The following is a 12949-nucleotide window of genomic DNA, read 5'->3' on the forward strand; positions in this document are numbered from 1 at the left end:
CAGGTTAAGAATTCAGGTTTTGCCCTGAATTCGGAAAAATAAAATTAAAAAGCTGCGTTGATCATGACAAGTTTCAGGGAATTTGCAGAAACCTGCCAGGCGATTGAAAAAATCTCGAGTACAATTGATACTACAAGTAGGGTTGCTGACCTTCTTAAGAAGGTTGATGTTGAAGAGCTGCCCATTGCAACTCATTTTATTATGAGTGAGGTTTTTCCTGCCTGGAGCGGAGAACAATTGGGAATTGGCACTAGCCTGCTGTATGTTTCACTTTCCAAAGCCTCCGGAATGACAGTAAAAAGTATAGAATCTCTTATTCGGACTACCGGAGATATAGGGGACACAGCCCTTCTGATCCTCAAGGAGAAAAGGAAAAATCAGGTTACTTTTTCCTCTTTCTTCGAAGAGCAGCCCGAACTCTCAATAACCGAAGTTTATAACCGTTTTAAGATTGCCTCCGAAGCCTCAGGAAAAGGCTCACAGGACATTAAGATAAAGAATCTTCAGTTTCTCTTTACTTCCTCGACTCCAAGGGAAGCAAAATATATCTCCAGACTTGCGCTTGAGGAACTTCGCATAGGCGTCGGAGAAGGCGTTGTAAGGGATGCAATTGCAAAAGCTTTTTCCGTGCCTGCGGATGTGGTTGAACACGCCTTTATGGTTACTAATGACCTGGGGATAGTCGCTGCAACTGCCAAGGAGGGCGGGGTGGAAGCCCTGGAGAGTCTCGGGATTGAGATCAAACGCCCGATCAAGATGATGCTCTCACAGATCAGCCCTGACATAGTTGCTGACATAAAGGAAATGAAGGAAGCTGCGATCGAATGGAAATTCGATGGGGCAAGAATCCAGGTTCACAAGGCCGGAGATTCGGTTATGCTTTTTTCACGAAAGCTTGAAAATGTCACAAACTCCCTTCCTGACCTTGTAGAAATAGTCCGCAAACATGTAAAGGCCGAATCCGCAATCCTTGACGGAGAAGCTGTTGCAGTGGACGAGAATGGTAAGCCCAGGGCATTTCAGGAGATCCTTAAACGTTTCCGGCGCAAGTACGATGTGGAAGAAAAAGCCCTTGGCATCCCTATTCAGCTAAACCTTTTTGACATAATGTACTTAAACGGAAAAACGCTGATAGACCTGCCTCTGATTGAGCGGCGAAAAGCGCTTGAATCCTGCGTGGAAAGCTCGGTTGAGGATTCAAAATCCATCTCCGTGGACAAACAGGTGATAACCGGAGACCTCGAACTTATAGAGAAGATCTATAAGGAAGCCTTAGATGCCGGGCACGAAGGAGTTATGGTCAAAAATCCGAATTCGTTTTATTCCCCTGGTAAACGTGGCAAAAACTGGCTTAAGAAAAAGCCTCTTATGGAAACCCTTGACCTTGTAATCGTAGGAGCCGAGTGGGGCTTTGGCAGGCGTGCCAACCTCCTGGGTTCTTATACGGTTGCCTGTTATGACCCAGAAAACCTGCGTTTTCTCCAGATCGGCAAAGTGGGTACAGGCCTGACCGACGATCAGTTAAAGGAACTCACAGAGATACTTTCCGGGCTTATGGAAGGCGGAGAGGCAGGCGGCATATTTGCAATCCGGCCGAAAATAGTCCTGGAAATCGCCTTTGAGGAAATCCAGAAAAGCCCCAATTATGATTCAGGCTTTGCATTGCGTTTCCCTCGCTTTATTCGTATCCGGGACGATAAAGATCCCGAAGAAGCCGATACGATACAGAGAATTGGAAAGGTATATAGCCAGCAGTTGAAAAGGTTGTAATAGTGGTGGCTGCCGTTTCTTTTTGCGGCAATCACATGAAATTTTAAAGATTCTTTTTAGTACAGTTTAAAGTCTTTGTCTTTTTTGGCTGGAAACAAATATCTTTTCTTTAGTATGAAATTAAGGACCAAAACTGGCCCCCAATGCTCCTTTTGATTTTCTGCTCCTTATCATATTTAAGTCTTGTATGGCAATTCACTGATTAGTTTAGCGATGGTTTGAAAAACCAAAATTAGAGCAACTTTACTACCCAGGGTATGACGAGATCAATAGTCAAAAAAGGGTAAAGTAGAGTACTTTCATTTCTTTGTGTCTATTATTCGAAGAATATCATATGCGTTTAGGTAAAAAACATTTTTTAGAAATTAATAATTTTTAAAAAAATAAAATTTATTAAAAAGAATACAGTTTATATCATTATGCCTTTGTAAACTTTTACATAATGTTATTGGCACTTTCTTAATTGTGAATAATAACCTTAGAAGATTTTCACAAAGATTCAAAATGTAAATGAGGCGAAACAGTTGGATAAACACAAAATTAGTTACAAAGTAGTAATTTTTGTATTCGTTTGTGCTTTTGCAATACAAACTGCAAGTGCCTACTCTATTCTGTGACTACAATTAATAATTATAGATCACCCCCTCATCCTGAAAACTATGTATATTTCAGTTAATAATTCAGAAGGTTGAATTTAAACTGCTGAGAAACTGCGAAGAATATCAGGTTTTTGAAAATTCTGTAGTGTTTAGTAGAAATACAAGATTGCAGAGATGGTTTAATTGGTCAGTAACGTAAGAAAAAAATTACTTATCATAGGATTTCTACTAGTAACTGTTTTATTCAGCTATATTTCTCTTTGCTTATTAATGTGTATGGGACCTGCAGCATCATTTTTTGTAATAAAAAACCATGACATGAAGAGTCATGAGGTGACAGTTGAAGTATTTGATAAAAATAACAACTCAGTAATAAATGAAACACATACTCTGGAGCGTAAAAGTGATTTGGTGAAACGTCGTCCTTTTGGTGTACGATTCCGTGGGGGAAATGTAGAATATACATTCAAGGTAACTATGGATAAACAAATTACAAATACAACTAAAGTAGAAATTCCAAATCGTAAAACTACAGTAGTTATATATCTGTACGCTGAATTAGGTAAAACTGTTCTCTATAAACCTGAATCAGGTGAAACTATCCCTATTCTCATAGAGACTAGACAATCGATGTGAGAAAATTCAATCTCTACTGTTCACTTAAAAATAGTTTTTTCACAGCTTTTCCTTTTCTTCAACCCTTTCAAAGTTTTGACTCTAATAGTCCACCCCAAGACTCTTTTACACATTGCTTCTAAGGCAGTCTTTAACTGACATTTTATGGAAGAAATAGAAAGGTAGATTCTTACAAACCTACTAAAACGCTTAACTTTATCCCTTTTACTTTCTTGTGTTCATTGTAACCGATAATAATGACGAGGAACCTCTCATACATACAACTTGTCACAAAACAGATTACACAGTTATTACTCCTATACGCATTGGAGAATCAGAATTATTTGTTTTATTTATATGTATCACTACAGAACTCCAGGCATGTGGCAGTGTTCTGCAGGTGTCCGTAGTTTCGCCATTTAAAATAACTTTAAACTCATATTCCCCCTCTGCAAAATATGTATATTTTCCTTTAGACCATGGCATTGACCATCTCAGCAATAGCCATATAATGATTTCGGCTGTGCGATGCGCTCGTCAGGAGCTAGTTCATAAGTTCCTTTGAATATAGATTCATCATACGAATCAAATACTTCAACTGTTACCTCATGATTCTGGAGATCATTATTATATATAAAATAAAGGCTCAGGAGAGCCAACTAACAAATATGGGAAAACGACGAAATAATTCAGCAAAATCAGTATTAGAATTCCTAAAAAGATGAATATTTTTTGGCGATTTTTAATATTTAGACCCCCACAAAAATCAAATAATTTTTATAGTCAAAAATATTAAAAGGAAGTCTTTATTCCTCATGTTTAGTTCTGTTTATAATCTGTACTACACCTCGCAGAAAGAGGTCATCCGTAGTCCAGTGCTTTAGTTTTCATTCTAGAAGTCAAATCATTACTTATCTTTTTAATATGCAGCACCGTCAAAATTTACAATAAAGACTTTTTCATTTGCTTCAAGCTCATTTCTTATCCTGATTGCGTCACTCTCTGGGATCCAATTTTTTGGTTCATTTCCAAAAGAAACATAACACATAGTTGTCATTTTCACCTGAAGATTATTTTTTTCATCACATTAAGAAAATTTTCGTCTTCAAAACCTATTGAGGATACAACTATGTAATAATCCCCTTTTTTGATATCAGGAGGAAAATCAGGTTCAGGAATTTTTTCTCCTTTCTTAAATTCATCTACTACAGCCGTTTTTTTGTCTTTTTCTACTTTTGCATAGTTCCTTCCTGAGCTAATGTCAGTATTGTAATCTATACTGTAGTTTACAGGTATATTGGAATTTTCAAGAATAGTTTTAACTTCCTGCTCAGTAGTCCCATTTTCAAATTCAATAAATAAACCAGCTATCTGTTGTTCTTCAACAGGTGTTTCATTATCAATTGACATATTCGACTTGACGTGTGCAGGTGTAAACAGTACTGAGGGTACTACGATAATCAGAAAAACAATAATAACGACAATAAACAATATTTTATAAATAGATTTTTTCATCATGAAAAATTTCCCACCTATACCTCCGGGCATATATAGTTCAAATGGATCCTGTAGAGTAAATTTGAACTCCGTTAATTACTAGTAAAATAAGTTATATAAATTGTAAAGGTTTTAACCAGATTATTAAACTATCAAACTAGATGCTTAATTTATGATTTCATTTTAGCATAGTATTACTTAATATTAATAGTCCTTTGAGATATTAGATAAAACTATTAGATAAAACTCGCAGGAGTTGCGGATTCTTTTGCAACAGTTGGGACAGTTAATAAATTCAAATATTTCTGGTCTACGCATTACATAGAGGGAATTCCCATTCCATTGCTAAAAGAAATTGGATGTCCTTACAATTTTAAAGTTCTCTATGATAAAAGGACAAAAATTCATAATGTCTACAGCAACCAGTTAAAAATAATTAAAAATGCTGATTATATATACGGCATATCATCCGTAATAACTGAAGACTATGCTGATTCTATCTCGGAGAGAGTTAAAGAAGGAACCCCCGTTGAGCTTATAGTTCCTCTTCATGTTGCAGAAGAATTAAAACAGTCGCCTTATGCAGAAAAACTGAAGATACTGAAAAATTATAAAAATTTTCAGTTAAAATCTAAGAATGAAGACCTTAAAATGGGGCTAATTGTTACGGATAAATGCCTGGCCTTAAATACAAGAAAAGCGGCACTGAATATGACATAACTACAGGTTTGTTTAGCTCTGATCCAAAAGCTATTGAGCGGGGAGAAAGGCTTTTTGAGTATTATAAGATCCACTCAGACGCGAATTTACATGGCAATTATGCCTTATGACGATATGCCTTGTGACGAGCTTTTTCAAATCAAACATACTTGAACAGGTCATCTCTTTTCATTTCATGCAGCCTGTCCCGAAGCAGACCTTTTAAAGCTTTTATGTCTCCTTTTTTGGCGCTGATAGGAGCTATTATATGCCTCCAGTTCTGCCAGGGAGGTTCAAGCCCGAGTCGAACTGTAATCTCGTCAAGAAGGGGATCATAATCGCTTTCTTTTACCTTATCCATCTTGTTTGCAGCAATAATGGTGTCAATCCCGACTTCCCTGAGGAAATCAAACATTTCAACATCTATTGGAATCTGGTCCTTTGAGTCCCATCGGTCTACTATCTGCGGGAAAGACGGGCTGTCTATTACAAGCACCCCGAGCTGGATCCTTTCGGCATTGTCTTCGATATAGTGCACGGTTTTGTCTTTTACGATGTCCTGCTTTCGGTCTTTTACTCCACTCATGAAGCCGAAGCCAGGCATATCCGTAATAAGCAGGTTCGAGACCTGGACATGCGCAGGGCGTAAGGTAACCCCAGGACGTTTTCCAACCCTTACTTTCGCTCCGAAGAGTTCCCTTAGCAACGAGGATTTTCCCACGTTTGAACGGCCTACAAAAATAATCTCAAAACTTACCCCGCTTTCAGCTGCAGTCTTACTGGTTTCCATTGTTTTTTACCTCCAAGCCTTTTCAAAAAACTGTTTGCTTGCAAGCCTTTTCAAAAAAGACTTGATCGAAAATCCCATGCAGCGGTGTGATAAACCGGTTAGACGATTGCGAATCAACGGTTTTAGTCAAGCAGCGCTCCGGTTTTTTACCCATGTGCTTCTCCCAGTTCCTTATCAAAAGCTTTGAGGAATGCGTTAAGGGAATCTTCAGGAATTCGAGCGCCTGCCGCAAGGGGATGTCCACCGCCGCTTCCTCCGAATCTTGGTGCGACTGAACGGAGAATATTGTTTATGTCGACCTCTCCCCTGGAGCGGATACTGAGGTCATAAGCTCCCTTTCTTTCACGGAATTCGGCTGCAATCCCTACTTCCCGCCTGCCGTAAGAAGCTGCGTAGATCGCTGCCTTTGAAATAGAGTTATTTGTATTTACAATATATGCACTATTTTTAAGAGCTTCCACATTATATTTAACAAAAAGCCTTAATCTCTCCTCGTTAATTGCAGCTTCCCTGGCAAGCTTAAGCAGTTCCGGAATATTTGAAGGGATTATGTCTTTTGAGAGGGGTTCAAGAAGTTTCCTTTTGAATTCGTAATCCCTTCCTTTATATAGGATGGCCTGGGTCAGGGTTCCGGCCTGAAAATAAAGATTCCTTTTATCCCAATCTTTGACCCAGCTCTTTAAACATGGAGTGTTGTCACAAAAATCCCCAATCGCTCCATAGATTGCTATCCTACGCATATCTCTGTCCAGGCGATCCTCTAAGAGCCTGTAGGTCAACTCTGCGGAACAAGCTTCGATATCATGGTAGAACCAGCTCTCTTTTTCACAGCTTTTCGGGAGAGGGTGGTGGTCAATATAGTAAAGGTTGCACTTCTCCGCAAATCCTCTAAGTGCTGCATGAAGTTCAGAGCAGTTCCTTTCATCGATTGCAATATCGCAAATAATAAGGGTTTTCACATTTTTTATAAGCCCTAATTTTTCAAGAAGGTTTACAGGATTCGTGAAATACACATATGCATCCGGATAAGCGGTTTTTGCAATCGCACCTGAGCATATACCATCCGAATCTCCGTGAGTAAGAACTAGAGTTTTCGCTTTGATCCAGTTATGGAGTTCTTTCATGTTTTGCTTCCTTTTTCCCGAAAAAATATTTATTTTTTCTAATGTCAATATCTCTTATAACAGCAGTGTTTAGCTTTTCTCACTTTCAACTCTTTGTTTTTTGCTTCACAGAATTCGTTTTTTCATTTCGAAAATTAATAAAGACATTTATTTTTTTTTATTAAATTTTTATTTTTTACTCAAATGAGTTCCAAGGTTAAAAACTATATTTTCATCCTGAAAGACAGGACATAGTTGAAATACGACCTGGCCTGCATGCTCCCGATTTCAACTGCAATATTTGCGGTTTCTACCGCGACCTCAAGGATTATCTTCAGGGGACTGGTATGAAATAAGAGTTATAGTAAACTGGTGATTACTATCCATTCAAGAAATGGTTCTAAAGCGCAAATAAAAGAAAGGGGCTTTAATTACCCCCGAAAAAATTAAAAGTTATATTCGACAAATTTGCATTCCTAAAATCGAACCAGTACTGTTCTATCGTATTGATAATACCTTGATTATTCACAGTATTGGCAGATCCATTTACAATATTCTGTACTCCAGAGTCATTCTTCTCAATAGGCTGTGTACTGTCTGAATCTGGCGGCACAGGTTCTGTTGTCTGTTCAGATGCATCCCCAAAATAACTTTTCACAATGTTATAACTAGTAACCCCAATAATACCACAGTCAAACTTCTTAGAAGATCCCCAGTCTTTATACCACATGGTTTTATTCTTGTCATAAAAGGCCGTTACTTCCTTCCGTTGGGGTCCGAACCAGCCATAGTATGCCTCATATCCTTTATTATTATCGGCTGCTGGATAGAAGACATTGATATAAATCGGAGCATGTTTTGTGAAATTAAGTTCTCTTATATCACAATTCCAACTATACTCTTCTGAAACATATTGACCGATTTCGCAGGCTAGTTGATAGGAATTGTTTTGGCTGCTGAGGTTGTAATCAAGCATGATCTGGGTGACTTGCTCTTTTGTAGGAGTTACATAATTTTCCGTAGCTGAAGCCGATGGAATTGCGAGCATAGCAACAAAAAGAATACTTAGTAGTTTAAGTTTCATAGCCAATTCTCCATAATAGCATATACTTCACCTTCATCATCAATGTCAATAACTGCATACTCTCTTGTACCATAATCTACGAAGGTCTTTACTTCAACACTGGTATCCCATCCATTATTCTCAAGATACTCACTAAGAACATCAGCACATTCTTTTTTGGGCAGGTCATTGAACCTTCGTAACTTCTAATAATATCACATAAAGCTTTATAAATATGTTTAGATTCATTACTTTCGTTGATTACTTCCTTGGATTGATTACCTGCTTCATCCGATTCACTTAATTTCTCACATACTTTTCTCTTAATTCATATCCATTTAAGCATGAAGGAAAAACTATATTTCCATCCTGAAAAACAGGACGCAATTAAAATAAGACCTGGCCTGCATGCTCCTAATTTAAATTGTGATATTTGCAGTGTCTACCACGACATTAAGAATTATCTTAAGGGAATTGGTATAAAATTAGTAAAATGAGATAAAATTGGAAAAACATGGAAAGAATAAGGAAAAATGGGGAAGAGTAAGGAAGAGTAAAGAAGAGTAAAGAAAAAAAGAGAGGTTAATCCTCTCATCTGTTGTTTACATATCGAATTTTGGAATTCTGCTTTAGTGCTTCCGCTTATAAAGGAATAAGCCAAGGATACAAGCTATTCCTAAGCCTATTTCAAATCCAGACGTACCCTGAATTTCTTTTTGTTCAGCTTCCATTCCTTCGTTCCCAGTCTCGTTTTCGTTTACATTATTATTAACTGCTCCTATCTCTGTCTCAGGCTGGGATTCTGTCACAGTTTCATCAGAGATTTTTTTTGCTGTGCCTGTTATTGCAAAGGAAGAGAATTCCGGAGTTTTTGCCGTGAAATACAGGAATTTATCATCTTTTCCGGATGTTTCTACCTCCAGCTGCCCCCATTTTTTCTCGCTATAACTGTTAAGGGTGATTGAAGCTGGATCGATCTTTTTATTCTCTATCCAGGATTTTTCAACCTTGAAACAAACGGTCGGGTTTTCTACGTTCTTTGAGGTTGCAATTCCGCCATTCCCAACCCAAACATTAAAGGATTTGTAGACCTCTCCAGAAGGCAGTTCGGAAACCAGGGAAGATTTTCCTTTCAACATCTCTACAATGGTTGTGGTTTTACCCAGAGTCTTTTTTGCATCAAAGTTCACAGAAACAACGCAGGTTGCATTCTTAGTAAAATCAAATTTTACCTCTTTTCCATTTGTAATGAACACCTGTGAAAGTTCCTTTACTTCAATGTTTTTTGCAGGCTCAGGAGAGCCACCTCCTCCTCCGCTACCACTGCTTTTGCTACCGCTGCTTTTGCTACCACCGCTCTTGCTGTTTCCGTCACTGCTTGAGTTACTGTCGTCGCTGGAATTGCTTTCCAGTACAGTTATTGTATTAATAAGGTAAGAGAAACCGTTTGCATTATAGATTGTCAGGTTAACGAAATATGTACCAGGGGTTGAATATATATAAATGGGATTCGGGTCACTGGAGTCAGCCTTTCCGTCAGAATCAAAGTCCCATACCCTTGAGACTGCATTCTGAGAAAGATCAGTAAACTGTACCGTTAGGGGAGCATACCCCTCGATAACGCTGCTACTGAAGTTTGCAACCGGAATCCCCAGGTCTGGAGTAGTAGAATTCGTGACCCTAATGTAACCCAGTTTATCTATAGAAATATTGCCAGTGGCACCGGTTACCTTTAAAGTAACGTCATATGTGCCAGGTTTGGTAAATGTGTGCGTTGCCTTCATTTCATGTTTAGAGGTAATTCCGTCCCCAAAATCCCAGAGCCATGAAGCCGAACCTCCATCAATACCGTTGGCAGTAAATAACACAACTAAAGGTGCAGTTCCGGAAGTTACATTGGCAGTAAATTCAGCTACCTGTAGTAGGGAGTTTATGGCAGAAAGATCACTTAAATAGATACCATTATTGTCGCTATCTTCAGTCTCCCCCCTGCCATAGTTACTATCTATTCCCCATACAATAGTGTTCTCGTACACGTCCGGTGTAGTGTAAGTTTCTTTTGGATAAATGTAAACTGGAGTGCTTTTTGCTGAAGGAATATCATAAACGTATACACCTGCATAACCAAACTGGTCATCGCCAGATTTTGAATATACGATTTTGTCTCCGTTTATGTCAATATGAGTACCTGTGTCATCTCCCGCATCAGCTATGACATCAGGTCCATATAAAGTATTACCTGTATTATCACTGGTAACATCTATGGTTTTTTTGGTAATAAGGTCATACATTTCAATAAATCCGTCCCTGGAATAGAAGTTTGACCATATCACTTTATTACCATATATATGGGGACTAAATATCTGGCTAGAAGAGTGTACATTTATAGTTTCCTTAGTATTAATATCGTAAACAGCTATGGTTCTCCCATCTGCATCCTCGTAACCATATGTTATCCTGGTATCGTATATGTCAGGACTGTTTCCATTTGCAATTTTAGTTTGTTTGGAAGTTGAGATATCACGCATATATACGTTGTAATTGTAATTTGATTCATTGTAATCTGCACTCCAAACGATCCTATTGCCATAAATGGCAGGTCTGCTGGATTGATCTACATTCTGTGTAATGTAAGTTTTTGCGGCTGTTGACATGTCGTATACTGCAAGCCTTGGCGTCTTGCTGCTTTCGTCATGCCACACTAATATATTGCCGTAAATAGCCGGATAAGATGCTGCAGAAGAATTAACTGTAGTGACTGTTCTGGCGGTCAAATCATAAACCTTTATAACACCACTATTTGTCCATACTACTTTGTTACCATAAATAGCAGGATCAGACCCACTACCAATTTTCGTCACCTGTGCCGCTGATGCTAAAGTTGAAATTAAAGCTAAAAATATAAAAACTAATACTGTTGAAGTTAAAGCTATTGAACATAACTTGCATTTGATTTTCATTTCCCCTCCCCCACATAGCTTTTATCCCTCAAAGCCAGGGTACAATTTGTGTAACCTATATATTCGGACTTTCGGATAGAATTATAGCCTTTGATTTTCCCGATAATAATATAATATTGGATCAAAAATGTCAATCTTGATTACATCTATATTTGTATATCAGGTAAACTCGGCAAATAAGTAGACTACTTAGATATTATATAATTGTACAAGTAAAATTTCTTCTATTTTTAGTTACTTATTGATCTTTATTTTAAACTAGGAAAGTTTAGATAAAATAGTCTGAGTTATATAATAATTGGAAGGAAAGGTTTTTACACTACAGTCACTTGCAAGATACATACGAAATATAGTATCCAGCAAGCTCTAAGTTTTTCCTGGCGGTTGCACCCCTGTTTAGCATGAAAGTACGGAACAAAACTGGCTCCCAATGCCCCTGTTGAGTCTCTGCTCCTTATCAAATTTAAGCCTTGTATGACAATTCACTGATTAGTTTAGCAATGGTTTGAAAAACCATAGTTCGGACAACCTGACTACCTAAGTTAATGACGAAATAGATAGCCTATAAAGTGTGAAGTGAAAAGTACTTTAATTTCTTTGTGCCAGTTATCCAAAGAATATCATATGCGTTTGGCATGAAAATTCTATCAAGTACTTTCATTTCTTTGTGTCTGTAATTAGAAGAATTTCATGTATTTTTTGTCGCTTACTTTCCATCGTTTGCTTTTCACCGTTCAAATCTAATCATGGCATCAATTATTTCCTTTTTTGTGCCTCTCATAGAAAATTATAAAAATTGTTAATCCGACCACAATAACAATCCCATTTTTTATTCCATATGTTATGTCACTATGCATATATCCCGTAATAATACTTGATGCAAGAAAAAAAATAGTCAATCGCGAAATATAATATAATTTTTTATTATTATTTATATATATATATCAATTTTGTTCAGTGATCATCACTTCCCATTATAGATTATGCAATATTAAAGAATGCCCTTATACATAATTAATTATTTTTGCCTCAAATGAAATTTCAAAAACAAATTCAGAACCAGGAATTACAGTATTTACTTTTAGATATTGAATCTGTATAGTCATTGTGAGATTGTCATTCTTATCATATGTGTCGTATTTTAGAGGTATCCATGCTTCTTGGTCAACCCAAATTTTTCCATTTATTTCTTTGCTGAAAATAAAATTGTGGTTAAAACTGTGATTAGAAAAACACTTTAGGGTCGAAAACTTGAGATTAAAATAAAATTCCCTTTAAAAAAGCAGATTTTAAAGAAAACAAGCTTCAATGAAAGCAAGTTTTAATGAAAACAGGCGGAACTAAAAGAAGAGTTCCTCTGTTAAAAGAAAAATAAGAAAACAAATTTAATATCCCAAAGGAAAGGAATTTTTGTTCCTTTCCTCCTATTTAGTTTATCTTTGCTTTCATCTTGTCTATTATTATATAGTCTTTAATTGCACTTACCGAATCGAAAGGAACGAGGATAAAATTATCTGCTTTCCTGTACCTGGAAGTATCTAAATTGACATTTGGGGCAACCACCATGTCAATAATGTTTCCCCCTTTAATCTCGACTACAACGTTATTCAAAATTCCTATTTCTGTTCCGTCGGTAGCCATGACCTGCTTGTTAAAGAGGTTCTTTGCAAATTCCTTTGACATTTTGATCGTATCTCCGTTGGCAGTATATTATCGGTTTGGGTAAAGCTTGATTTCCACTTTGAATATTTTATTCCATTTGAAACCAGGATCTTTAAAACTTTTTCCTTTTAAAACTAATCTTCTAAAGAGTTACTGGATTAAATTCTTACCGTAATTTTTACCTGTAATTT

General features: G+C 37.2%; 9 protein-coding genes and 1 pseudogene. 4 read left to right on the forward strand and 6 right to left on the reverse strand.

What is annotated here, in order from left to right; genetic code table 11:
• Nucleotides 1–63: 63 nt before the first annotated feature.
• Complete coding sequence (locus tag A9239_RS09815) at nt 64–1770, forward strand: ATP-dependent DNA ligase (RefSeq protein WP_048119144.1); 1707 nt, start codon at nt 64–66, stop codon at nt 1768–1770.
• 782 nt (nt 1771–2552) lie between these two features.
• On the forward strand, nt 2553–3005 hold the full coding sequence (locus tag A9239_RS09820) for a hypothetical protein (protein ID WP_255361933.1): 453 nt from the start codon (nt 2553–2555) through the stop codon (nt 3003–3005).
• Between the two features lie 898 nt (nt 3006–3903).
• On the opposite strand, the pseudogene A9239_RS09830 reads toward A9239_RS09820, so the two are convergent.
• A pseudogene (locus A9239_RS09830) lies at nt 3904–4532 on the reverse strand (UPF0228 family protein).
• Between the two features lie 291 nt (nt 4533–4823).
• On the opposite strand from A9239_RS09830, the gene A9239_RS09835 reads away from it, so the two are divergent.
• A complete protein-coding gene (locus A9239_RS09835) occupies nt 4824–5201 on the forward strand; it encodes a hypothetical protein (protein ID WP_052712713.1) in 378 nt (125 codons plus the stop codon).
• Complete coding sequence (locus A9239_RS20440) at nt 5156–5311, forward strand: transcriptional regulator FilR1 domain-containing protein (protein WP_230629242.1); 156 nt, start codon at nt 5156–5158, stop codon at nt 5309–5311. Before A9239_RS09835 ends, A9239_RS20440 begins: the two co-directional genes overlap by 46 nt.
• Before the next feature lie 29 nt (nt 5312–5340).
• Here A9239_RS20440 and engB read toward each other — a convergent pair whose 3' ends face one another.
• The 5 genes from engB to A9239_RS09860 form a co-directional block, all read right to left on the reverse strand.
• Nucleotides 5341–5970 (reverse strand): GTP-binding protein EngB, encoded by a 630-nt coding sequence (engB, locus tag A9239_RS09840; RefSeq protein ID WP_048119149.1) that lies wholly within the window; start codon nt 5968–5970, stop codon nt 5341–5343.
• 146 nt (nt 5971–6116) lie between these two features.
• Nucleotides 6117–7094, reverse strand: a complete 978-nt coding sequence (locus A9239_RS09845) for a DHHA1 domain-containing protein (RefSeq protein ID WP_048119152.1) — start codon at nt 7092–7094, stop codon at nt 6117–6119.
• A 406-nt stretch (nt 7095–7500) separates the two neighbouring features.
• Entirely contained in the window at nt 7501–8157 is a 657-nt protein-coding gene (locus A9239_RS09850; protein ID WP_048119155.1) for a hypothetical protein, read from the reverse strand.
• Nucleotides 8158–8765: 608 nt separating this feature from the next.
• A complete protein-coding gene (locus A9239_RS09855; RefSeq protein WP_230669063.1) occupies nt 8766–10997 on the reverse strand; it encodes a PGF-pre-PGF domain-containing protein in 2232 nt (743 codons plus the stop codon).
• Between the two features lie 1527 nt (nt 10998–12524).
• Nucleotides 12525–12779, reverse strand: coding sequence for a PRC-barrel domain-containing protein (locus A9239_RS09860; RefSeq protein WP_048119161.1), 255 nt, complete (start codon nt 12777–12779; stop codon nt 12525–12527).
• Nucleotides 12780–12949: the final 170 nt, after the last annotated feature.

The organism is Methanosarcina sp. A14, assembly GCF_001729375.1.
GTDB lineage: Archaea > Halobacteriota > Methanosarcinia > Methanosarcinales > Methanosarcinaceae > Methanosarcina > Methanosarcina barkeri.

What these genes read in the sequence shown, in the direction of transcription:
- A9239_RS09815 (WP_048119144.1), top strand. Translation starts at nt 64, where the DNA reads ATGACAAGTTTCAGGGAATTTGCAGAAACCTGCCAGGCGATTGAAAAA.
- A9239_RS20440 (WP_230629242.1), top strand. Translation starts at nt 5,156, where the DNA reads ATGCCTGGCCTTAAATACAAGAAAAGCGGCACTGAATATGACATAACT.
- engB (WP_048119149.1), bottom strand. Translation starts at nt 5,970, where the DNA reads ATGGAAACCAGTAAGACTGCAGCTGAAAGCGGGGTAAGTTTTGAGATT.
- A9239_RS09845 (WP_048119152.1), bottom strand. Translation starts at nt 7,094, where the DNA reads ATGAAAGAACTCCATAACTGGATCAAAGCGAAAACTCTAGTTCTTACT.
- A9239_RS09850 (WP_048119155.1), bottom strand. Translation starts at nt 8,157, where the DNA reads ATGAAACTTAAACTACTAAGTATTCTTTTTGTTGCTATGCTCGCAATT.
- A9239_RS09860 (WP_048119161.1), bottom strand. Translation starts at nt 12,779, where the DNA reads ATGTCAAAGGAATTTGCAAAGAACCTCTTTAACAAGCAGGTCATGGCT.